Here is a 24,647-nt window from a genome sequence, read left to right as displayed (position 1 = left end):
TGCATAAAAATAAACGGATCAGCTAAGGCGGATTTCGAGATAGTCAGCGAGACTTGAACCGGTAAGTGACTCACGTTCTTCTTCGTTGAGGTCGTTGAAATAAAGCGAGTCGTCCGACAGCAGTTGGTCCATGACATCTTCGAGAGTGGTGCCACTGTAGCTTCCGAGCAGGTCCTCCTGCACCTGTTTCAGGGCCGTCGACATAGTGGCTGCAACGTCGCGGGCTTCATTTTGTTTCGCCACGAATGAGTCCTCGGCTTCATCCGTGTAGACGTGGGCTTTCCAATCCCAGTCGTCGAGCAGCGACTCGAGTGCTTTGAGTTTGCCCATGTCGGCTGCCTCAACATGCTCGTTCAATTTCCGCATCGCCCTGACTCGGTCGCGTTCCTCAGTCCGTTCTTCTTGGATTGTGTTCTCGACTTCGCGGGCTTCTTGACTGACCTGATCCTCGACGTCATCGATGAGGTCGTCCAAGTTGTCAAAATCCCGGTCGTCGGTGTACCCCTTCGCCTCACGTACCTTCCCCTTAGCCTCGTCAGAGACTTCGACTTCTAAATCGAGAAACTCCCTGGCGATGATTGCCTGCAGCATGGTTTCTTCCATCTCGGTAGCTACCTCCTCTAACCGGTCCTCCAAGTCCTGGCGGAGATACTGTTTGTGGACCGTATCTAGCTCTTGCTCAAATGGGGACTGGTCACTTGTTTCCGACATAGTACTGACTCACCTCCTGGAAATACGGGGCAAATGACGACGACGACTCACCTGTCTCGAAGTCAATCTCGTTGAACGCCTCAATGACCTCATGCTGCATCAGTTTGTACTCGATCAGCATCTTGTGGATCGCGTCCTGCGTTGACGTGCCCAACGTATCGAGACACAGGTGGCTGGCAGCGACCACCTCGTCAACCTCGGTCTGGCTGTACGCATCGAACTGTAGCAGCGACTCGTACAACGTGCGGTCTACCTCATAGTTATCTAGAATGTCTACCTTGTCGTGGATCCGCTCCATGTCGGTCCCTGCCAGTTCATCCTGCGCCGTCCGGGCCGTTGTGAATTCTTGCAGCTGGTCTACCTGCTGATCCAGCGACTTCTGCATCCGATACGCCTTGGTCACCATGTCGACCAGTTTCGTGTCGGTATCGAACCGGATACGCGAACTCAACCTGTCCGGGTCAGCACGGAGACGGCTCAACACGTCCTGGGGGTCGTGATAGGAGAACCACCGACGGAGACGAGGCAGGTCCAATGTCGAGTCATTGACGGCGACACGCTCTGCGACAAGTGCGTCGAACGCCTCCGCATACTGCATGAACTCATCGATGTACTCCTGTGCTTCAGGAGCCAGTTCATCGGTCAGCGCTGTCGCTAAAGTGGTGTCCAACGCGTAGTCCTCACCGTCGGCGAACCGCTCGTTCAAGGTTGCTGCCGTTACCTCTTGCCACGGATCGTCCAGCACGACGATCCAGGCATATGCTGCGAGGATGAAGTCGTCGAACCCGTACGGTGGATCGTACTTGTAGTAGACCGATGTATCCTCGATATACTGCTCTCTGACCTTGGCCCGCCACTGCCGGGCGTACTCCGTCAACTGGCCACCGACCAACGTGAGGATCCGTTGCTCGTCGGCGCTCGCATCCGCCTCGTCACTTCGGATCCCGTATTTCAGCAGTTCACGGATATCAGATCGTTGGAAATCCTGCGGGTCAAGCACGAGCTGGTCCGGGCCAGGCGAGGACTCCGCAGAGGGATATACGAACGGATCATCCGACCGGCTTAGGTTGTATCGGAGGTCGCAGTCCGTCCATAGCGAGTAGTCCTGCGTCAACGTATTGAGGAGGTCGGTGAACGCTGTCCGCAGGTAGGCGTCCGTCTCGATGTATGATTCGTCCTGCGGGTTGGCGTACCAGTTGTCGACGTAGCCGCTTTGCTCGTTGATGATCCGTTCAACACGGCTCAATCCTCCGCCATCACCGCCTTCTCCCGCTTCGTCGTCTTCCTCTGTTTCCTCCTCGTCTCCATCTGTTTCGTCCTCACCTTCGTTCTCCTCGTCGGTTCCACCCGGCTCCGTCTCTTCATCCTCGGGCGGGATGTACTCGACACCGGGAATCTTCACGTGGTCATCCAGCAGTACAATGTTTGCTGGGAGGTCGTCCGCTGCCGGGTTCTCGGGGAGCAGCCCGAATGCTTCGAGGAAGGCCCGGTCAACGGCGATGTACTCGTCGTATCGGTCGGTATCGCCGTACCATTTGGCGACGTGGGCGAAGACTTCGGCTTCCCGGTAGACGTCGTCGTGGGCTGCGACCCGGTTGGTCACGTGGTTCAACGGGCTTGCTGTGGCGGGACACGTTGCCGTCCCGTTGAAGTATTCGAGCACGGTCTCGAAGACGACGATCATCAGTTCACGGGGTGACTGCTCGCTCTCATCGAGCCCGGTGTAGATCCGTTCGATAAACTGCTGGTTGAAGGGGAACAAGTCGCGGAAGCTGTCGTCGCATAAACCACACGACGCGCACAGTGAGTCCGGCTCCGGGTCCAGCAAGGTGAAGTCGCCGGCGTCCCGGTCGTAACGGACGCTGCCATCGTGGTGCTTGATGTAACCGAGGTACGGCCGGATGAAGTCAACAGCCGTCTCGTCGTCGAGGAAGAGGACCTGGTTGGAGTTCTGTTTGTTCGTCCGGTAGAACCGGAACCGGTCCTCCGCGGTCCGTTTGTGGAGGACTGCCGTTGAATCGCGAGTGCCAGCGACGATGAAATCCCAGTTATCACCGGGGTTGTCGCGTTCCATGAAATTGCGGAGCTGCCGCGCCTGCATCCCGGTGATCGAGAAGTCCTCGAAGACAGCGACTGGCCGTTTGTCACCGTGTTCCTCTTTGAACTTCTCACCGACCTCTTCCAGCAGATCAGTTAACGGTGGGGTATCGTACTGATCGAGTAGTGACTGCCAGAACCCGCTGCTCAGTTTCTCCGCTGGATGCCCCTCAAAGGCGTCGGCGTCCTCGTCGAAGACCTGTAGATAGCTGTTCTGTTCGTATTCCTGCTCGGTCACTAAGTTCGGTTCTTCGCCGTACCGCCGGGGCTCAACCAACCGGTCACGGATCCGTTCCGCCACGAACTCGACGATGGCGTCCTCTTGCTCCGGTGTCGTCGAGGTTTCGTAGCCATCCCATCCGATCTCCAGCAACGCGGTGTAGACGGCCTGGCTTGCGACCATACGCGGCCGCTGTTTAATGTCGTCTTCAAGCCGCTTGAACTGGGACGAGGTCTCCAACGTCTCGTCAAAGTGTTTCTGGTAGAAGTCAGGGATGTCCTCCGTCAGCATCGACATCAAGTCCGTGTCTTTGTCGACGCGGAGGATCGGACGGTCAGCGTCGTTCTCTAACCGATGGGTGAGCGCCACGCAGAGTTCCGATTTCCCGGTTCCGACCTCTCCCTCGATGACGACGGCGAAGTTCTTGTTGCGGCTTCCGGAGAAATCCTGGTAGACATCGTCCTCGGTGACGACTCGTTCCTCATCGGTTTCCAGCGATGGTCCGTCAACACCGCCTTCGGTCTGGAAGAGTTCGATCGGGCGATGTGTAAACCAGAATAGGTCCGGATTCTCGGCGCGGACAGCAGCAACCCGGCTGAACAGGCTGCGCAGGTCGGACTCGTCCTTTTCGTGGAAGTGTGGGCAGAACAGATCGTCGGGAGGGGAGGATGTAGTTTCGCTACTCATGATGTGATAACGATGGAGTTCGCTGATTGTTCGCGGCGGTCGTGCGTCGGCATCCGGTCGAAGGCGACAGCACCTTGATCACCAATCTCTGCTAGCCGGATCCGTTCCTCGTTCATCAGTTGGTAGAGGGAACGGCTGAGGATGGCGGGCACACCGCCAGTGTCGTCTGGAAGGTAGAGCAGGTTGTTCGACAGCCAGTCCAGATACGCCGGTACCTCGATGACGGGGTTGCCGTCGACCATTCGGCCAGCGGCGTCATGTGCCCGTTCGATCGAGTGGTAGATGAGTGACGGGTCGGGGTAGACGGTGAATTCGTGTGTCTCGTACTGGTGGAGCAGGCCTAGGTAGGTGGCGAGGCGTCCCCAGTTTTCCATCTTGTTGGGGTTCAGGTCGATCCGGTCACCACGGTACGTCGGGTAGTATTCCAAGGTATCGCGTTCCCAGCGGTCCATCTGCTTCCTGACTGCTTCGTCGTTGTCGTTGATCCGCTGGTAGTCTTCCTTAATGAGGTACGCGTAGTTCAAGTGGAAGACGGCTTGCTTCCCCCATTCAGGCGGTGTGAGAGATGACGCGAGATGTTCTAACGCGGTCAACTGGAAGTCCAGTGTCTCGTCGTCTGTCGACCACGTGTAGTCACGGACGGTGTACTCTTCGTCTTTGGAATCAAGCAGCCCTAACCGCTGTAACCCTTTTGCCCCTTCATCGACGGCAGCATCACTCAGCCCGGTATCGTCGACAATTTCGTCGTCAGTCGTATTGCCGCGGTTGACTGATTCGTAGACCGGTTTGAGTGACCTGGGATTCTGGATGGTGTTGAGAAGATATCCCTGGTCAGGATCTGGCATTATGGACTCCGTTGTAGCCACGCTTTGTAAGTTTGCCCTATAGGAGTTGAATCAAGGTTGCGTGCTTCGCGCCGCGCATCGCTCATCGACGCATCTTGGGCGACAGCGGCTGGATCGAACGCCCGCGTATTCTCCGCGACCGTCGAATTTAGGGAACGGACCACCGACATGGCTGTCGAGGAGTCCCATTCGATACGGCGACGCAGCCATGAGGCCAGGTTCTGCAACGCGTCATCCTTCTTGGGACTGGTGCCAGGCCCGTCGTCACTTTGGAACGCGGCTGCAATCGCGTCGTACAGTGGGAGGTATGGTGCATCGTTCAACAGGGAGAAGAGTTCGGTCGTCTGCGTCACGGTCTCACCCGCTACACGTTCATACAGGATGGCGTTGTCTTGGAGGAAGACGTTCCGTGTATCGGTAAGCGGAAAATCCAATCCCTGGTCGTTGTACCACTGGCTCACGGCATCATACACATCGTCGTAGGGGCGCTGTGCGATGGCGAAGGGTTCGTGGTAGAGCGGGCGCAGCCCTTGCTGGGTTTGGAACTGTTTCTCGTCCGCAACGACGACCATCGTCCCTCTCTCCTGCCACCGGTTGATCAGGCCGCCGATCGAGTGCTGTGTCTCATCCTCGTAGTACTGTGTCGTCAAGGCCGCCAACACTTGGTCCTCGTACTCGATATTCTGGAGCAAGCTGTACTCATAGGAGAACAAGCCCCGTCCATCGCCGCTCTGAAGCTGTCGCCACCGCCAGGGATACGTGAACTCCTCTACACCGAGACGATCGAGCGCGGGGAGACAGCGGAGCAGGCCGAACTGCGACCGTTGCTCGGTCGTGTCGTGGATGAGGAACACGCCCTGCTGAGAGAGGAACGATTGGAGCGTCTCCCACTTCATCGATACTGCCTCATCAGCGGTAATTGGGGAACGACGGTCATGGTGTTTGTCCTAATGCCTCCGCGAGCAGCGTCCTGTTCAGCAAGTTGTTGTCGAGATAGGTGGCCGGTGTCCGCTCGATCAGGAGGCAGTTCTCACAGTAGCCGCTACACTCGTCACAGTCAACCACATTTCGGACCTCGTCGACGACAGCATCCAAGTGCCGGTCAACCTGTGTCGCAATCCCGTTGCCACCCTGCCGGTTGTCGACGATGTAGACACGGACTTCGTCGCCGGTGTCTGTCACCTTCACGCGGAAATCGTCTTGGTCACTCTGGGTTTCGACGGCGACCGCTTTCGTCAACGCTTGTTCCAAGCTGATGAACAGTTGGGGCCACACCGCCTCGTCTTCCTGCTCCAACGCCTTATCCGGAAGGCGATCAGCCACCGTTGTCTGGTCAAACGTGAGACAGATTCCCTGTGTGGCGTACTCTTTCCCAACAGGCGCGTACCGAGCATCACCCTCGTCGCTGTCAGGGATCCGTGCTTCAGACCGTTTGATCTCTTTCCCGGATCCCATCGTGTGCCGACGTTCGAACACCGGGATGAAGTCGATCACCTCGTAGCCGCCGACCGCGACGTGGCAGGGAAGGCCGAATACCGTGGCTTCTTCGCCTGCAGTTGTTTCGCCACGGCTCGTGACGTGTGTCGTCATGATAGGCGAGGTACTGTACTGATCTTCGAACTGGCGGGCTTTCCGGCAGTTGACTGCCTGGACACCGTGGACCGAAATCGCGTCTAACGGGCTGCCGCAGTGTGGGCACTGCTCTGCTGCTGTCCGGTAGCTTTCGAACGGCCGGGTACAGTCCTCGTTGGTACAGATCGCCACCGTCTGCAACGGTTCCTGCGTGCCTTCGACGTCCGACACTAGGTAGGTTGAGCCGTACAGGGTCATCACTGCCCCTCGCTCATTTTCCTCACCGGGGTAGAAGTCGTAGAGGCGGCCGTCACCTTGGAACGAGATGCTTTCACTGCTGCCCTCGAACTGGACAGGGAACTGTTGGCCGAACTCGCGGTAGTTCGCTAAGTAGCCCAGCCGGTTAAGCCAGAAATCCAGGCGGTCATTTCCGTCACGCACGTCGTCGAGGTCGGTGCTGTCACTGAAGCTGCGGAGCTGGCCACAGGTTTGCTGTGTCCGTTGCCGGAAGCTCACCGGGCCGTCACTATTGAAGACAGCGTCGAGGACCTCCAAGCCGCGTTGCCCGAACACTGCCTCGATATGGTCCCGCAACCGGTCCATCACGTCGTCGCGGACGAAGGTGCGTAGCTCGTCAAGATTCGCTTCTACCCGGTCGGCGAACTCGGCAACCGAGTCGACCGACTGATCAATCTGGTAGGTCTCCTCGAACGTGTCGCTGGGATGCGGGTTGCGGGCGAGATAGGCGACGACCTCGGTCACGACGTGGCCAGCCAGGACTTCGTCGAAGTCGAACGGGTCCGGGTCACGGACAGGGTCGAAGCTACCGAAGAACCGGTCCAGGTCGTCGTAGTAGTGTGCGTCGACAGGATGGGTGCCGCGGACCGTGGTGGCTACCAGGGATTCGCTGCCGCGTGTTCGCCCGGTGCGGCCACTCCGTTGCACGTAGTTGGTCAAGGTTGGCGGTATCCCGACCTGGGCAACTGAATCCAGGGTGCCGATGTCCACGCCGAGTTCCATCGTCGGGGTCGCGCTGACGATGTTGACGTCCGGATCCGATTTCCGGAACCCTTCCTCGATGGCGCTCCGCAGTGTCGATGGGACGTCCCCTTTGTGGATTCCGACCGTGATGAAGTCCAACTCCATCGTCTCAACCTTGTCGCGCGGTACCGGCGGCCCTTCACTCGGGATAAGGGGTGCAAGGATGTCGTGGCCCCAGTGGTCGACCGGGTACTCCCAGTCTGTCTCGACGTCTGCCCAGCCGAGGAGGGTCATCGAACCGTTGTCCTCAACACGGAACCGTTGGTGGACGTCGACCGTATTGCCGCAGGTCGGGCAGTAGGAAAGGCTATCACCGTCACGGGGGACAGGTGACGCCGTGTAACAGTCGTCGCAGAACGTTACCTGGGGAACCAGTTGAAGGGCGGTCTTACTCGCGTAGTCGTGGACGATGAAGATGCCGCCGCCGACATCACTGTAGCCGTCACGTGCTTCCAAATCGTCGATCTGGTCTTCGATGTACTCGAAGACGTCGTCCTCAGTTGCTTCATCCTTCCCCACGTTGAGAATCGTATTGCGGATGTCGTCCCACGTTTTGAGTTCAAGGACGTCGCCGTCCAGCAAGCCCTGCAACACGTCATCGACAACCTCGTCGATTTCCTGTTCGGTGAATCGTGTCTCGGACTCAAGCTTGTTGACCAATCGCTCCCTGGTGTACCCCTGGAACTTGATCCCGTGTTTCTGGAACTGGGGCGGGAACCGGCTGACGAAGAGATTGAACACCTCGTGGCCGATCGCTGCGGTCTTCGGATCGGGACAGGTGTAGACCCAGGCAGGGGTGACAAGCACTGCTTCACGGAGATGCTGACACTGGGATAGCCGTGCTTTCGGCTCTATCTCGTTCCACAGCTCAACGAGGATATCGTTCGCATCTGTTTCCCGGTCCGGAGTGTTCTGCCGCAGCGGCTGCCAGTATTTCTCCCGCAGGGTATCTAACACCGGGTAAAACAGTGACCGGGCCTCAGCCCGTCCACCTTCCTCGATCAAATACTTCACGTACAGCGTCTCAGCGGTCAACCCATACTCCGTCCCGATAATCTCGTTGCTGACCGACTCAGCTGTCGACCGTGAATCAGAGAAGACCAACGTCTTCTCGGACGGCATCGACCGGCACAGCGATGTCAACATGAACGAGAGCAAGGTAGGTGTCGGTACCGTGATATCGGTCAACCGGAGACGCGACGTCGTACACCCAGGACACGGACCGTTCGTCCCACCGCCGTAGACCGGTCGAAACACCTCGTCGTCCTCATCCTCGTTTTCGGTGTCGGATTCAACGAATGGGTGGTGACAGGTGCGGCAGAACCGGAGCTCTCGTGTCTGGTGGCCCTCCGGACAGGACCGGCCCCGGGTCACTTCCTCACATGTCTGGCACCAGTAGACCTTCCGCGGCGGTTTGGCGAACATGTGGTACTTCGCCGTCACCATCCCGGCTGCCCGCCCCAAGGCAAGCAAAGCTGACACGGCTTCATCTGGATTCGACGCACCTGCTTCCTCAAGCCGGTTCACGAGGTCAGCATAGTGCTCGAATTCGACCTCGGTAGTGGACTCGTCCATGAACCACGATGCAACAGTCGCGACTTCCGGAACCGTGTCACGGATAAACTGGAACCATCTGCCGCCGAGATCACCGTGTTCTACCACCTGTTCCGTTAAGGTATCCAGCTCCTCGGCGCCGATCCCGGGCGCTGCCCCACTGTTCTGGACCGCTTTCGCGGTCTCGTCTTCCTGTTCGGTGTCGATGCTGTCAGCGATTGGGGTGAACACCCAGTCACGGTGCTGATCCGGCACGGACAACGGGTCTGGACCTGACAAGAGTCCGATCTCCTCCAATGTGGTGACGGCACCGGTCAACTGTGGATAGCTGTCGCAGAATGTCTCCCGATCAACGACGTGGCGTTCGGTGAGGACGAGTGTTTCCACGATGTCGCGGAGTGAGCACTCCGCAAACCGGTCGAAATCAGTTGTCCCGGTAACTGGGAAGTCGCGGGCGCTGAATCCGAGCTCGTTGACGTCGTCTCGATCCGTCCCCGTCAAGACGGATGCTAGGTCGCTGGGGTTCTCGATGGTGGCGGAGACCAGCGTGACCTGCGGGTCGTGCGAGTTGTAAAACTGTTTAAGCCGGCGAGTGAGCAGCCCGATACTGGACCCTGAGATCCCGCTCCATACGTGGGCTTCGTCGAAGACTAAGTGTTGGACCGGGCTTTTGTCCGGACCCTGCCCCAGGATGTCACGGGTGGCCTCGTTGTTGCTGACGAACATATAGTCGAGCGCTTCCGGGTTCGTCAGGAGGATGTCGACCCCGTCCCGGATCTGTTCCCGGGTGATCTTGAGCCACGGATACGTCCAGTCTTCGCTGCCCGGTGTTCCATCGCTGGTTACCCGTAAATCGTCCTGCGTACGTGGACATTCTAGGCCGCGGACGTTGGCACCGATATCTAGGTCGAAGTCACGCGGTCCGACAGCTGCCGGCGTATCCCGGTCCCAGATCCCGATGGTGACGCGGTCTTCGCGTGGCAGTTCTTGGTTCACTGTGTCGATATAGCGGAGGAACCGATTGAGCTGGTCGACACCCAGCGTCTTCATTGGGTAGATGACGATCGCTTTCAACCCGTCGTCGTCCGTCGCCACACAGTCATTGAGTACTGGGAGGAAGAACGACTCCGTCTTCCCGGTCGCTGTCGGCACAGCCAAGATGTTGTCGTTGGGATCCGTCTCGATGGCCTCAATCGTGTCTGCCTGGTGCTGATAGAGCGACCCGGTGCGGTCCCCGCCGAACAACTCGTCGACGACGGCGTCAACAACTAGATCATCGTAGCCGTACTGGTCCAGTAACTCGGTGGCTGTCCGCTCTGCTGTGGCTGGCGGTGAAACAAATTCGAGATACGGGCCCTTGGTATCCACCAGTTTGTCGGAGACGAAAGAGGTAGCGTTGGTGACGCCTGAAATACGGTTGAGCTTGGTAAGTTTCCGATTCCACCACGTGATCTCGGAGGCGCGATCCGTGGCGGTGGTAAACGCGTTCAGCGGAGATGGCATTGACGTATAAGGGTGAAAACGTCGACCCATCAATAAGACTTTGCGTCAATTCCCCGACCCAGCCCCCCGTTGTTGGGCGGACGGCGAGGTATCCGTCAAGAGGCAAAGTTATTCAAATAGACCACTGTATTTCTTCAGCATACGAATCGATGACACTCTCTCCAACTGCCTGGCGGATCGTCCACCTCGCCACTGATGCAATATAGCGACCATACAACGAACCCTGACCGGATCCCAGCGGAGGTCCGTCCCTTGGTCCGCGGGATGTTGTTCAATCGCCAGCTACTCGGTACCGATCACGACGGCGACCCGGTGACCGACGCAATCAAATACACTAGCGAAGAGCAGAAACGCCGGCTGTCCACACCGTACGACGGCGACGACCCGTTCGTCGATGACATTCTCGATATTTTTGACTTTGACCCTCTCGACTTTCAGGTTGACAGCTGGCAGCTGATCAACGACTTCCACCAGCAACGGCACGACACGGGACAGCCCCATGCCGCTATCTTGTCGGCTCCGACCGGGTTCGGGAAGACAGAGGCGTTTCTCGGCCCGCTGTACCAACAGTTGAGGAACGGTGAGCAGGATACCACGGTTATTGTCTATCCACGGCGGGCACTTCTCCAAGACCAGCTCGGCCGCATCTTGAAACACGTACACTCCATGCGTCCCGCCGGTGAGCAGGCACCGCTCTCCGTCGGTGTCTACATGGGTGGTATGCCCTACAGCGTCGACGATGTCCGTGATGACTACTTCGAATCCGAGAACGGACAGGAAACGTTCCAACTGGCACACTGCTGGTGCGGCGACGAAAACACGACGAACGCGTTCACCTATGACGGGAGTTCGAACTCCTACACCATTCGCTGCGAGGCGGAGGACACCCACAGCTTCAGCAACAACGAACTCGTCTTGAGCCGGCAGCGGATCAAGAATGGGGAAACCCCGGACATCCTGTTGACCACGTTGGAATCGCTGGAACTCTTCGCGCTCAAACCGAACTACGACATCATCGACGACGTGGACACATTCGTCCTGGACGAGGTCCACCTGTATACTCGGTTGCGTGGCGCGCACGCGGCCAAGATAATTGACAATATCAACGACATCACGGACCAACCCCTGCTCTGGGTCGGGGCGAGCGCTACGATTGACAACGCCGACCGGTTCATCCGGAAACTGTTCGACTTCCCCTCCGGCCATTTAGCCACGGTCGACGTCCCTGAATCCGACCTCAAACAAGACCACAACGACAAGGAGCACTACTACTTCCTGCTTTCACCGGAGGATGGGCCGGGCGCCTCCTCCATGATGATCCAGCAACTGCTGTTGATTGGCCACGGCCTCCTCCGCGACACCGACGGCAACGAGGGTAAAGCCCTGTCGTTCATTGACAGTATCAGCCAGGTCAATCAGAAGAAAGCCCAGCTCGACGATGCCGAACGCGGCGACAGCCAAGGCGAACCGCCCTTGTGGCACCACCATACTGATCGGTCGCGGCGCGGCCAGCAACCGACAAATCCAGAAGCAGACTGGGCCGACATCGCCGACGCCATGGGCTACGACTTCATCGAGGACCGTGCCCTCGACTTCCTCCCGGTCTACTCCCAGATCGGGTTCGACGCGGAAGATGCTGCTGACAGCGATATCTTCCTCTCTACCTCGTTCCTCGAAGTCGGAATCGACATCGGTGAGATCAAGCACGTTACCCAGTACCGGACCCCACAGAACCTGTCCTCCTTCGTCCAGCGTACTGGTCGCGCTGCCCGGGAAGAAGGGATGGACGCACACATCTTCGTCTTCCTCTCCAACCTGACGAACGACGCCAACATGTTCTACCGGGCGGACCGCTTCCTAAGTTCCGAACTCCGAACCCCGCTCAAACCCGACAACGACGTTATCGAGTGGATCCACACCACTCTCAACACCTACTACACCCGGGCCAGCGACATCGAAAACCGCCGCATCCGTCGCGGCGAAGAAGAAATCTTCCTCGAAGAGTTCCTTACCCAGGACAAGCAGTACCAGGAGTTCTACCAGTTGCTTCTCAATCCCAGTGAGTTCCTCCTTGCCGAATTCGACATCGACGATACCGTAGAGCCGCTGACCACGGAGGCGGGGATTGAATCCTTCCGCGATATCCTCAACGAACGCGAAACCGAGCTGGAAGAGGAGTTCGCGGAGGTCGATGACCTGATCAATATCGACAGCGGTGAAATCACTCGCAGCGACAACGCCTTCGAACAGTACGTCGACGAAGTCCGGCAACGAACCCTCGAAGTCATCAGCCACTATGTCGACATTGCCGACCAGTACCAAGACCACGTCGACAGCAGCGACGCCTCTGACCTCGGTGACGAGCTTGACGAGCTCCGCGACGAGTTCGAGGAGCTACGTGAGGAGGCCCGTGACGGCTACCGCGGTGCTGAGACTGAACGCGTCGAACGGTATGAACAACTCTTCGGCAGGATCATTTCGGCAGTGGGCAACCTCACCGGGCTCCGCGCACAGGTCAACATCCACATCGATGACCGGCCTGAAGAGGTCTCCCTTGACCGGATAACCGATCTCAGTAACGCTGTCGACATCCTGAGTTCGATCGCCGGTGACGGCCGGCTCGAGGAGAACATCGACGAACGCTACCAAATATACTACCTGCGCCGGGTCCTCGACCAACTTGGAGAGTACCGTGATCTCGAACGAGACCCTGAAAGCCGGGTTAACCGGCCGCACATGAGCCTCCACTACGTGAAGCACTTGCTCCGTGCGGCCTACTACCTACACCGCTATCTCCAGGTCACCGACCGCACCTACAGCGACGAGATCTGGTACGTGCCGCCATCGTACTTCGACAGCAGCGGTCAGTTCTTCACCGTGATTGGCCCCGACGGGTTCGACGACAACGAGGAAACCATCGATAGCCTTGTCCACTCCCACGCACCGTACCGCAGCGAATTCCAAAACGAATCCACCAATCTCCACGTTTTACTCCCGCCGACCGAAGTCGAGAACTACGGGGAACAGCCGACAGGCAATGAGGTTCGGTTCGACTTCAGCGACATCCCCGGCGACCGGCGGAACGGGATGCTGATACCGGACTCCATCCAGCTCTCAGAGATCCCTGACGTCACCGGGCAACGCGCACTCAACATCGTGGCCTACTGCCCGCAGTGCCTTACCCTGCTTGACGATCAACGGTGCGTACGGCACAACGAGATTGCGTGGGGCAAGGTCCACGCCGAACCGCAGGTCAGGACCGTCGCCCGCGACACCGACGCCGAGGACGTGACCGGCAGTCTCGCGCTCGCAGGGCTGCGCGGCCAAGTCACCCTGGAAGGTGTCTCTCTCGACATCACACCGGCCCGGCCGATGGGCGACATGGGCATCCAGTTCACCGGTGACGACCGCATCCAACGCGAAATCGACAGCCCAGAGACGCCGCTCGGCTTCGACCTGAAGACACGCGGCCTGATCTATGACCTCACCGACTTCGTCGCCTACGTCGAGGACAACGAGGACCTCATCGCTGACGTCGCCCGGTACAAGAACCTGGACGAAGTCCCGGTCGATGAATTAGCGTACCATACAGCCGCCCACTTCTTCCTTCACCTAGTCGCGGATGTCGGTGGTGTCAATCCATCCATGCTGTTCTACGGCCTGGACCCTGAGGAAGGAATCGTGTTCATCTTCGAACGGACGGAAGGCGGCCAAGGGATCGTGGACCTCGTCTACGATGAACTGGAGAACGATCCCGGCAACCTGCTCGAATCCCTGGTCCGCATCACCTACAACACGCAGGTCATCAACGAACAACTCTGGGCCGACCCCGATTTCGTCGACGACCTGCCCGAGCAAGGCGTCGATGAAGACGCTGTCCAACGCTGTATCGAGACACATCTCGACGAGCAGCTCGACATGGTTTTCCCCGAGATCCGGGGTGAAGTGGTGCAGGAGGTGCTGTCGACTTATGACCGGGCTGCCCAACTCAGCGACGAGGAAAACATCCCGCTCCGCGACGCCTACACCGTGAAGCAAACCGTGGCCGGCGCCCAGCTGGACGGCGCTGACGCGTTCCCCGAGGGACGCGTTGATGCACTTAACATCGACCTAGATGAGCTGTCCCGTGTCGAGTCACTGTTCTTCTCCCCGGATATCGACGGCTGTGTCGAAAATCTGCATACGGGGGAATGCATCTCTGGCCACGACCAAGAGGAAGTCCTAAGCCACGTCTTGTTGCAGGAACTCCGCCACCACCTCGTCGACTTCGTGGACGCCGACGACGCTGTCGATGAAATGTTTGACCGTGAGCAAGTCCCTGCAGGAGAAATCAATGACACGAGCATTTACTTTACCTTCTAACGAACTTGCCTACTTCATCGGGTACACCCTGATCCATGCTGACAGGGTCGTCCTCGTCTCGCCATGGCTGAGTGATGTCGAACTCCGATTTCCGGTGAACGATCAGACATCCAGCCGAGAACTTTTGCTCTCCGAAGCAGTCGCCGAACTCACCGACACCGACATCACCTTTCTCATCAATGGCAACGAAGCCCACAACGACTATATCAAATCCCGAGTTGAACGGAACGCCGAGATCGTTGACGTCCCTGACCTCCACGCCAAAGCCGTCATCACCGCCGACTGGGTCTACGCCGGCTCCGCCAACATCACCAGACGCGGCCTTCTCGTCAACCGCGAACTCTGCAAAATCGTCACCAATACCTACTCCGACGCCGACACCTACGTCGAAGAAGAACTCAGTGTGGGCCTATAGAATCTCTGTATATTAGTACGTCTCGCTCACCTATCTAAATCCAGCATATTTTCTAAAAAAGTTGATGGTTTGGGTTCTTTATGGAAGCACATATGTGTTCTAGTCGTCTCGATGACTGCCGAACGATCCCCGTTCAGAGCTCCGCTTTTGATGTAGACCCGTCGCTCACGCGCAATAATTCGTGTTGGAATCGAAGTACACCGAGTGAGGGTAACCTCATCCTCTAAGTGATTGAGTTTCCCAGACTCTATCACCTCGCTCGGAGCGAAAATCTCGACTTCGATGTCATCTGAAATATCACGTAGGTCAAGTCGAGCACCACGGGGTCCTACCGAGACACGGAGATCGTCAATTTCAGTAGTAGCAATTGCGATGGATTCTTCTCCAAGATCGTGTGCTTCTCCAATAAAGCGTGCTTCAGAGTCCTGCCGAGGCATACTACAGCTGTCGTGGGCCTCTGGCGAACTCATACATCATCACTCCAGCTAAGGTACTCAACGTTACTATCAGTGACACGCCCCCAGAAACGGCCCTGTTCGTGGAGTTGATCTCGCTCTTCGACGGGTAACGTCCCAATAACGTGTCCCGTTAAGTGGGCCAACAATGCGTAGCTAAGAGCCTCTGATTGATCCGCATCAACGATAGTTGACTCTAACTGGAGATTCGCCTTACAACTATCCATATCAGGCGGATATAACAAGTTCCGTATGGTTTCCCGATCAAGTGCCTCATCAGAGAACACGTCCTCAAACTCAGAGAGGACAGGCTGTGGAATCTGATCGCTGGATGCTCCTTCTCTCCGTTTCTTCGAGAGGATATGTTTCAGTTCATAGATTCGTTCAGCATCAACATCGGCTTCATCTGAGAGGTAATGTATACGTTCAATAGTAGAAGCAGTTTCTTCAGCAATACGCTCAAGAGACGGTTCAAAGTCGATATTTTGTACGTTCTGAACGATATCCGCAATCTCTTCAAGACATTCTTCTCGAGTAACCGTACTGTCCCGGTCTTGAAGGGCGTCAATAGAGACTTCATCGCGAATGATTTCCCAGGGTAAGCGGTTATATCCAGAGGGAGAATTCTCATGGCCCCACATATCATCGTTCAGAATCTGGCTATTGTGAACCAGACGATAGACTGAATCGATAACAGCGGTCGGGTTCCGTTCCATCTCCTCATAGAACAACTCGATAATCCCTTGCCCCCCCTGAGTTTGGTCAAAGACATGGACACGCTGATTTTCCTTATCGATTCCGTAGAGGAGAAGCTGTGTCCCTGCTCCAGTGACGTCGGCCACAAGTAGCGTGAGGAAATGAGCAGCTGTTACCAGTGCAGATGTTTCCTCATTGACGGCGGCAAACTCCTTATGTTTTTTAGCCTCTTCAAGAGCAGCTTGCCCAACTTCAGTCTCAAAGAGGTCCGTTAAGAAACTTGACAAATCCCAGGTAATTCCTGTTGTCTCTAAAACGAATCCGAAGTCTGTGTCCGAGACAAATCTTTGGTCAGGAATTTCGCGGTCTTTATTTGGTACGAAATCCGCAGCTTGCCGCTCATATGCCGTGATTTCGAGAGTAACTGCTTCGAGGAGAGCTTCACCATCAACCGGACCGGCCCAGAGATTCCCGATCTGGAATTCAGGAGTGTCCGTCTTATGTTCAACATTAGTTCGGATATCTGCCCTAGCAAACAGTTTGGCAAAAAGTGGGTCTACGCCAAGATCATCAACTTCATCTGGACTCAGTAGCTGATAGTTCGCTGGATTGAGTGCATAGATGCCATCTGCCTCTTCACCGCTGTAGTCCCGAATTTCGGTTAGTTCAATCTGCTCAGGGATTTCTACACCTTTGTGTTCGAAGGTAGATTCTTCAGATAATTTCAGTTCAGTTGCTCCTTCGGCGTTCGTGGTTATCTCCGGGCGGAATGCTTGGAGCTCGCCTTCATCAAGATACTCCGTCTTGTAGGGTACATACTTCTTAAACAAATTATCAACCGATGCCTCACCGATAACTTGTTCACCTGCATCATTCTCACGTGCTTCGATTAGCGTAAAGTACCGGCCAGCATTCTCGAAATAATCATCCGGCACGTACCAGAACTCTGCTTCCGGATCATCGCGGTAGGCCTCCCCGATCCGGACTGAGTGTTCATATTCATTCTCTTCGATCTGCCAAGCTCGATTAAAGAAGTAGGCACTTTGAAGCAAACCTTTATACGCTGACAGGCTCCCGTGTGCTGTCCCAAGCTCCCTTACATCAAGATAGGAGTCGATCCCTTCCAACGAGCGAAGGAGATGGTTAATCTTATCGCGTTCATCAATAAGCGGTTCAAGATTCCCACTAGCAAGAAAATCAGCGGCTTCCTCAAGTTCACGAACATCATCGTTATCATACATTTGATCCTCATACTTTGTATCACGAATGTCGGATCTAAGTTGGAACCAGATCTGACCTAAAGTGTCTACCGCCTGATTAAGAATCTCAACCTGCTCATTAAATTCTTGTTCCTCAAATAACTCTAATTGGCCACGAGTATCAGATAATTGTTCCTTATCTATTTTTTCTCCAAGGGACTCTGCTTCGATAATCTCGGAAGCGGTCGTAATATTCGCAAGTGCTTGATCAGCGAGCTCGCGGAGTTTCTCAGAGGTAGCATCCGGGATATCTTTGTCGGGATCATCAGTTGGTGCGAGAAGCTTTGATTTCTCTCGAAGTTCATTTTTCACCTCGCTTTTTTGTTCGTTGAGTATATCTCGAACTTCTTCAACTCGTTCACGCTTTTTATATAACATTCCCGCTGGGCCGGAGGCCTCAACTAGCTCCCGCAGAGCACTATCTGGGTCGGTTAAGAAGTAGTGGAATCGCTCATATCCAAGCTCATCTACAAAGAGCCGTTGCACAGTCGCTGACTCATGAGCAGTATTTGACCAGTTAGAACCGTACTCCTCTTGGATTGTGTCTACTGCTTTGAAGGCGGCTCTAAACTGGTTGTGGATCCAGTTAACAACGCTGTTGTCTGTATTCAGTGGTGTATGAATATCTCCATTTAAGAAGCGATCAGCTCGGTAGAAGAAATTTTCATCTCCAGCATAACTAGACAGAAATACTTGAATGTGGGAATCGTCTCCCTTGGATCGTCCACCCCGTCCGGCCCGTTGCATGAACGTCGTAAGATCTTGTGGCGGTCGATACTGGCCAATATACTCTAGATCACCAATATCGACACCTATCTCAAGAAAACTCGTCGAATTGACCAAGTCTGCATCAGCGACCTCTGATAAACTCGTGTCCGAATCAGCATGGATCGCTACCGGGTCTTTGAAATCCCCGAAATCGCGGTTGGCCATATCCGCCATCTCTCTCCAGTCACCATTCTCGATATCTATATGTTTTTGATAGAGATTTTTGCTTTTAGCGTCGATAATCTGCTGGGTTAGTCTATTCACTTGACTTGTACTATCGATGAAAGTCAGAAGTTTGGAACGAGCCTCCTCTTCTTTTTTAGAGAGAAATGAATGCCCTGTGAGGAGGGCCTGTTGAATATACTGTGAAGCGACACCAGGGGCGTTCTCTCCGTCAGGAGTTAGGAGAAAGTAGAAATGCTGTTTATCCTCATTGTTGTCATCAATATCCTCTGGGAAAGGTCGTATATAGTCTACGGCCTCCGTCGATTCGAACCCGAAGAGATCGCGTGTGAATTCCGCTGGTTCGGCGACAGTGGCGCTGGCCCCAATATACACCGCATTATGGTCAGACTCGTCATGTTGATCGCGAACCCAGCGTATGTTCTCGACGATATTAGCTGCATGTGCTCCCCTTATTCCAGTATACTGATGTATTTCGTCAAAGACAAAGAAATCAGATGTCGCCACGATACTATAGTGCGGTTTCATCCCGATATTTTCCAGCGATTCAAGCGTCGTAAACAGAAGTCGAGGCCGATCAAGTTCATCGGTAACATATCGGAATCCATTGCGGTGAAGAATCAGATCCTCTGAAGTAAACACCACGTCCTCGTTAGCGGTGTAAACTTCATAATCCGACTCGTCACTCTCGGCCCAATATGGAAGGTGTTCGTCTGTCTCAGCTTCTCCGACGTAGAGATTTGAGTCGCCCCTATCGTCATCCCAATGGCGGATAATGCTGAGAGCTTGATCAGACCCACGAGGTCCAGACTGATTCGCTGTGATATCGTTGCTTCCATCAAGTACCTGCCACCGGTTAAATGGAATATCGCCAGACCATACACCAATTGACGGCTGTTCGAACCCATCCATCTCAGCTAAGTTCGTAGATCTTTCTAAAGCCGTACTGAGCTGATCGCGAAGCAACGCACGACTTGGGTAAACAAAGATTGCAGCGTTTGCAGCCTCCGATGTGTCAGCTATGGTCCGGAGGATTTCGCCCGAAAATCCAGCTGTTTTTCCAAATCCTGTCGGAGCAGATAGAACCAAACCCTGATCGTTATTCGTCTCCTTTACAGCTTCATGCGCCTTTCTGACTGACCTCCAACTTTCAAGCTGGAACCGGAGAGTTTTCTCCTCGTCGTCAAAGCCTAGTAACTCCAAAAACGTAGGGATATCAAGGTAGTCATAATCGGATTCAAAATATGAATAGTGGCGTCGTTTCGGCCGAGTCCGGTCTTTATTCGCATATCGAAGTGAAGCTACCGTTGGATTTCCTTTACCTGGTTCTTGGTATTCTCGGATCTGCTGATTATATACTGTCCCGGTGATGAGTGCTTTAACTTGAGGAGATAAATCCGCATCCGTGAGTGAGGTGGCTCGGTCAGCGTGTCGCACAAGTGTTCACTATTGGAAGGCCTCTTCCCGGGCATTAAACTATTGCTACCGGTAGACACAACTGATAGCGTTCGTGTGCTACAGGTCTATCAGATCGTGATATCTTCCCGCTCAGCAATTCTAACGCACTGTATCAGTTCTCAGTAAACCTCACAAACTCCATCAACGTTGCAAGATCTAAAAATCAATCTTATCCGCTTTCCTGAAGTGCATAACCTTCCGGATCATCTTCAATACGTTGTGTTCGGAACTCATCAGAAACGATGTCAGCGAGAGACTGATTCTCCTGTATCGGGAACGTTAGATCAACGACATTCGTTTCATAGCTCTCATTGACGTCACCATATGCTAGCTTAACGACTAATCGTAGGCGATGATCCAAGCAAAAGTCGTCACTTAGTTCAGGATAATCTTCTATAGCAGTCGTCGCGATCGTGCGCAACTGTTCCACAGTAAAATTGGAGGCAAGCCCATCTAACTCCTCATCGCTACTATCTTGTATCGTTGAAAGAGAACTATCCCATGTTTCAGCTATCTCACTCAACTGATCTTCCGTCAGATTGTCTCTGAACTGCTGTAATTGCTTTATTTTTAATTCGGAAACAAATATTCGAACGACTTTCGGGAAGCCAAGGATTTCGTCATTATCACCTTCTATTTGTCCCGAGCACTCTACTCGGAGTACAACTTCGGACTCACCGGCTGCTATTTGATTGCCTTCCGATGGGATCCAATCACCGTCGTCATCATTAGTGGAGGCAGCCTGCCTTACAGCTTCATGAACGAATGACTTCGTGGTAATGCCAAGATCAGAATAGGCTCTGAACTCAACGACACCCTGAAGATTTTTCGCTGCACCTCCGCCGGAATTCTTAGCAATCACATATAGTGTATTAATACCCCCAGCACGGACACCAAGTGTTTGAAGTGACGCCGACTGAGCCTGTTTCGCAGCCTCAACTTGATCCTCGATCAAATTATTCTGCTCTTGATATACATTGTACGTAAAATACGCAAGTGTGGCAGATGCGAACGTGCCGATCGCAGAAATTATCGTATTTATATTTGACAGAATACTTTCAAGAACAGCCCAGAGCATATTCACATAGATCCCAACAGGGGTCATGACTTAAGCAACACGCGTATCCACACATGATAGTATTGGTGGAGATTACAAAACATATTCCGGCTTCAATTTTCGAGATGGAGAACAAGGTTGTCGATATAATGATCATGGCTGGCTATATAAACAGTAATTTGTTAGACTAATCTCGACCTTATTCCAGCTAAAATATCTATCTCCATAGAAGACAACAGAGATCTGATCCGTCTTAATACAAGCCGCCTAGTCTTTCCTGTAGATCCTAAATGACGTCGCCGCTCAGTTTCTCGACGGTGTGGTAACAGTCCGGGTCGTGGCCATCTTCAGTCGGATTGGATACGTGGTGGCCGTGCTCGTGGAGGACGGTCCTGATGCGTCGTGGCGTGGTTCGTCCCAGTCGTCGGCGAGCGCGTTCAGGTATACAGTCTCGTCACCGGGGCTGTACGTGGTGTGAGTCTGCCCGTCGTCGGTGTCTTCACTGATGTAAGCGAGTTCAATAACGACGATTAGTCAAGAAGCACCGAGTTGTCCATATGTATACTCTGGACCTTGCAATATGCTGTTATGGAAATCGATCCCAACGAGTTCAAGGAGAATCCAGAACAGTCGGGCCTCTGCATGAATGTGCCGAATGAAATACCGCTTGAACAGCTGTTTGCGGAGGATTTTATGCAGCTCTATACCGAATTCGTGTCCGCCGAGGCATTTCTTGAGGCAAGTGAGTGAAACATTGAGAACCAAGTCCTTTCTACGGTCTCTCGAAAAGCTGTGTCACTTATATTCTCGGCAGCCACCGCAGAAAGGACACCCACAATTGCCGTCTACATGTGTGCATCTCATTGATTACCGTACTCGGAGACGTCCAGCTGAGAGGGGGAAAGTATGGAGGGCAGGAGGCGGCCAGTCAGGACCTGTCAGGGTGGCATGGAGCGAACACTCGGCCGCCTCCAAATGGGAGGGTGGGGTGGTGGGCAGGCAGGTCGGATACTTTTCGGGGACCGCCTCCGACCGGCGGCTAACTACACATACCGGCCGGTAAGTAATCAACCCCCACTGAGTGTTTCAAACCCTGAAACACGATTATCAACATCGCTGGACCAACTGACACTACCAGCTGTTTCAAAGTTGGAAACGTTGTGTTCGGTATTATACGCTTGGCACTCGGTGTCTCGGGTATGACCGCTCCTGTTGTCCGGGATGAGAATGTCCCTTGGATTGCCGACCAAGCTCAGCACCCCGATGAACTGCCAGACTCACCGCAACTCGATCTGCTCTCCGATCAAGAATCGAACATGGTAACGTTCGTTTCGAATCAACTCGAGGATGATACGACGGCGGCGTGGATCACTGTTGATGCCGATGTACTCGTTGGCATTTCAGAGGCGCGTTGAGGGAGCTGTCGCGACGGGGCTCTGATTGTCGGTACCTGCTCTAACGATCGGTTGCTGGTTCGTTGTGGAACCGTAGGTTCAGGCCGCCTATTGGTCAGCGGAACAGCGGTGTTGATACTATCCATTTACCTCACAGTTCCTCAACGGCTAGGACATACGATGCGTTTGGATGGTCGGGACATGCATCAATATCTGTCTCGACAGATGCCTGCTGACCGATTGTGTCAACCCCAGCAAGTGGACTATCACACTCGGCACATCGAATCATCGCTCGCATCCCGCTGGGAGCTTCCGAATCGCTCGTCCCAAACATAGTCGAGATTGGACGGGACGGAGTATCAATTTGCGTCAGACATCGACGATATTCTGAAAATCGGGGCGCTTGCTTATTCCGCTGAAATAATTTTCAGTCTACTGATATTATCCCCGGTTGGCGTGCAAGATTTAGAGAGTGACGGCACCGTAGAAAAGGTCGTCGATGATTTTTAACTTTTCTAAATGGCCTCTATCGGATTATTATCAATTATTCTTGTAAGTTATTTACGTCAGAGTTTCGAAAAGTCAATAACTTGGGTAATAACGTGTTTAGAGAAAATACTGAACATGAGCAAGAGATGCTGTTTTCGCCTCTGAAATATCTCTCAGGCAGGGTGAAAAAGAAACTACAGAACCACTGGTCTACTCACTTCTATGAACATGTTTTACCCAAATTGATGAAACGAAGTTCGAACGGCTATACCACGAGAGTGGTCAGCGCAATGTTTGAGCTTTCAGAGAGCGTAATTACCAGCAATGGCGGCAAGTCGTCGGAAAGAAGTGGTGAGGCATTTGTCGGAAGAGCGACTCGACGAAGCACTCAATAAACGCCCAGAAAGCGGATGAGACGCGTCTCATCCGGCGGCTCTGTTTCATGAAGAACCTCTATTTCGGTGATGCGACGAAGGTAGCCGCTCGACGTGTTGGCGTCTCCCGTGATACTGGCGATCGGTGGCTCTCCAATTGGAATGATGCGGATATCGATGGACTTCGACCGAGCTTCGCGGGCGGTCGCCCCGCGAAGCTCTCGCCTGAGCAGTTCGAGGAATTCTTCGCTCTCCTTGAGGAAGGCCAACCGTGGACACCACGAGAGATCGACGACCTCCTGTGGGAGCGCTACGGCGTCTCCTACAACCGTGATCACTTAGCACGCATTCTCCGCGCGGACGGAATGCAGTACGCCAAGCCACGGCCTATGGATTCGCGGCAACCGTCTGATGCAGAGGAGGATTTTCGCGAGCGCCTGGGAAGGGCGCTCGCAAAAGACAATGACGATGAGCCACTCGTCCTCAGGTTCTTTGACGTATCGTGGCCACAGCCGTTCGAGAACTCTCAACGGATGTGGTCATATGACCGAACCGTGGAAATCGACAAGCCGATGGTGTCGCTCCAGCCTGCTCCTCTTGATTGGCTTGAAACTCACCAGAGAGGAACTCGTGCAACCGCAACACCGTTCCATCAGCGATCATCACATCCCTGAATCGGTCGATATCAGCGTCAACAGCATTGGGAACAGCGACCTCGTTGAGCGCGGCCTCGACGAGGTCGCGGAGGTACTCTGCTAACGTCGGCGTCAACCGCTGATAGAAGCCACCAGGAGAGACCGTCTCGTCGGCCGTCGAGTTGTAACTGCGTCTGAACCCTGCGAGTGTTCGGCTCTCGCCTGCGGCGAAGCCGAACACGAGCGCCCACACGAGGACAGAAATCTAAAGCTTGCCCTCTCGCTCGACCACGCCGAGTTTCTAGGCGTGCTCTTCAAGGAACTCGGAGGGAAACAGTGTAGTGAGCCGACGCATGATTCTCGATGAGGAGCGAGGGTTGTGCACAGACTTCTCCTCCTCATTCCTCTCGAAAAGTAGCCTCGATAAGCCGCTGCTGTCACGTGATTCCTCTCTTAGCTAAAGACGGATGCAAGAAGAGGATTGACGAGAATACTGTGAGAAGTGGGAGATGATTTTTCTGGTGTCAAAGAACAAACGGCCGGTTCTGTTGAAATCTTCAGCAGATGATCTGTCTGAACTAGTTCCAGTCAGTACAGTAGGATTACTGTCCATCCGGTGGCTCATAGTCATCCGAGAGGAAGATGCGGTTTTGCTCAGGATCGAAGTAGACTTCTAACGCCCGGAGTGCCCCAGCATAGGCAGCAATCATCACAAACATGAATCCGATTAAGCTTGGGAGAATGAGTCCGAGGACCATTACGCTGAGTCAGTCACTTCTACCCGATAAATTCCGGTCACCGATGACTCACCGCCGCGTCTCTGGGATGGTGTCTCCAAACTGAACGACTTTCTTCCACAGGGAGTCCGTATA

Annotated in this window: 14 protein-coding genes and 1 pseudogene; 5 read left to right on the top strand and 10 right to left on the bottom strand. The window is 54.5% G+C overall.

All coding sequences use genetic code 11. The annotated features are described in order from the left end of the window. Positions 1-18: 18 nt before the first annotated feature. Genes VJ162_RS16280 through VJ162_RS16260 form a run of 5 tightly spaced genes read right to left on the bottom strand, consistent with a single transcriptional unit; the run spans position 19 to position 10,230 of the window. The gene (locus VJ162_RS16280) at positions 19-711 is read right to left on the bottom strand and encodes a hypothetical protein (RefSeq protein WP_324665782.1); all 693 of its coding nucleotides are present in this window, start codon (positions 709-711) and stop codon (positions 19-21) included. Next, positions 695-3,715: a hypothetical protein gene (locus VJ162_RS16275; RefSeq protein WP_324665781.1), complete on the bottom strand. Its 3,021-nt coding sequence runs from the start codon at positions 3,713-3,715 to the stop codon at positions 695-697. Before VJ162_RS16275 ends, VJ162_RS16280 begins: the two co-directional genes overlap by 17 nt. Next, entirely contained in the window at positions 3,712-4,560 is an 849-nt protein-coding gene (locus VJ162_RS16270) for a hypothetical protein (RefSeq protein WP_324665780.1), read from the bottom strand. The genes VJ162_RS16275 and VJ162_RS16270 overlap by 4 nt, the downstream gene beginning before the upstream one ends. Beyond that, positions 4,560-5,456, bottom strand: coding sequence for a hypothetical protein (locus VJ162_RS16265; RefSeq protein ID WP_324665779.1), 897 nt, complete (start codon positions 5,454-5,456; stop codon positions 4,560-4,562). Before VJ162_RS16265 ends, VJ162_RS16270 begins: the two co-directional genes overlap by 1 nt. A gap of 37 nt (positions 5,457-5,493) precedes the next feature. Beyond that, positions 5,494-10,230 (bottom strand): DEAD/DEAH box helicase, encoded by a 4,737-nt coding sequence (locus VJ162_RS16260; protein WP_324665778.1) that lies wholly within the window; start codon positions 10,228-10,230, stop codon positions 5,494-5,496. Positions 10,231-10,542: 312 nt separating this feature from the next. On the opposite strand from VJ162_RS16260, the gene VJ162_RS16255 reads away from it, so the two are divergent. Both VJ162_RS16255 and VJ162_RS16250 read left to right on the top strand, forming a co-directional pair. Beyond that, on the top strand, positions 10,543-14,592 hold the full coding sequence (locus VJ162_RS16255; RefSeq protein ID WP_324665777.1) for a DEAD/DEAH box helicase: 4,050 nt from the start codon (positions 10,543-10,545) through the stop codon (positions 14,590-14,592). Further along, complete coding sequence (locus tag VJ162_RS16250; RefSeq protein ID WP_324665776.1) at positions 14,564-15,007, top strand: phospholipase D-like domain-containing protein; 444 nt, start codon at positions 14,564-14,566, stop codon at positions 15,005-15,007. Before VJ162_RS16255 ends, VJ162_RS16250 begins: the two co-directional genes overlap by 29 nt. Before the next feature lie 26 nt (positions 15,008-15,033). On the opposite strand, the gene VJ162_RS16245 is transcribed toward VJ162_RS16250, so the two are convergent. From VJ162_RS16245 to VJ162_RS16235, 3 genes are all read right to left on the bottom strand, one after another. After that, a complete protein-coding gene (locus VJ162_RS16245) occupies positions 15,034-15,477 on the bottom strand; it encodes a hypothetical protein (RefSeq protein ID WP_324665775.1) in 444 nt (147 codons plus the stop codon). Then, complete coding sequence (locus tag VJ162_RS16240; protein WP_324665774.1) at positions 15,474-19,805, bottom strand: DEAD/DEAH box helicase; 4,332 nt, start codon at positions 19,803-19,805, stop codon at positions 15,474-15,476. The genes VJ162_RS16245 and VJ162_RS16240 overlap by 4 nt, the downstream gene beginning before the upstream one ends. 190 nt (positions 19,806-19,995) lie before the next feature. Continuing rightward, positions 19,996-20,931, bottom strand: a complete 936-nt coding sequence (locus tag VJ162_RS16235; RefSeq protein ID WP_324665773.1) for a hypothetical protein — start codon at positions 20,929-20,931, stop codon at positions 19,996-19,998. 540 nt (positions 20,932-21,471) lie between these two features. On the opposite strand from VJ162_RS16235, the gene VJ162_RS16230 reads away from it, so the two are divergent. From VJ162_RS16230 to VJ162_RS18535, 3 genes are all read left to right on the top strand, one after another. After that, on the top strand, positions 21,472-21,633 hold the full coding sequence (locus VJ162_RS16230) for a hypothetical protein (RefSeq protein WP_324665772.1): 162 nt from the start codon (positions 21,472-21,474) through the stop codon (positions 21,631-21,633). A gap of 449 nt (positions 21,634-22,082) precedes the next feature. After that, a complete protein-coding gene (locus VJ162_RS16225) occupies positions 22,083-22,298 on the top strand; it encodes a hypothetical protein (protein WP_324665771.1) in 216 nt (71 codons plus the stop codon). A gap of 910 nt (positions 22,299-23,208) precedes the next feature. Then, on the top strand, positions 23,209-23,814 hold the full coding sequence (locus VJ162_RS18535; RefSeq protein WP_407066869.1) for an IS630 family transposase: 606 nt from the start codon (positions 23,209-23,211) through the stop codon (positions 23,812-23,814). On the opposite strand, the pseudogene VJ162_RS16215 reads toward VJ162_RS18535, so the two are convergent. Together VJ162_RS16215 and VJ162_RS16210 are read right to left on the bottom strand one after the other, a co-directional pair. Next, positions 23,720-24,130 (bottom strand): annotated as a pseudogene (locus VJ162_RS16215) (IS4 family transposase); the annotation flags it as partial. The gene VJ162_RS18535 and the pseudogene VJ162_RS16215 sit on opposite strands and share 95 nt — an antisense overlap. Before the next feature lie 247 nt (positions 24,131-24,377). After that, on the bottom strand, positions 24,378-24,533 hold the full coding sequence (locus VJ162_RS16210) for a hypothetical protein (RefSeq protein ID WP_324665769.1): 156 nt from the start codon (positions 24,531-24,533) through the stop codon (positions 24,378-24,380). Positions 24,534-24,647: the final 114 nt, after the last annotated feature.

The sequence above is a fragment of the Haloarcula sediminis genome (assembly GCF_035656455.1).
Taxonomy (GTDB): domain Archaea; phylum Halobacteriota; class Halobacteria; order Halobacteriales; family Haloarculaceae; genus Haloarcula; species Haloarcula sediminis.
The sequence above is the reverse complement of the archived record's forward strand: the minus strand, read 5'-3'. Positions and strand labels throughout refer to the sequence as shown.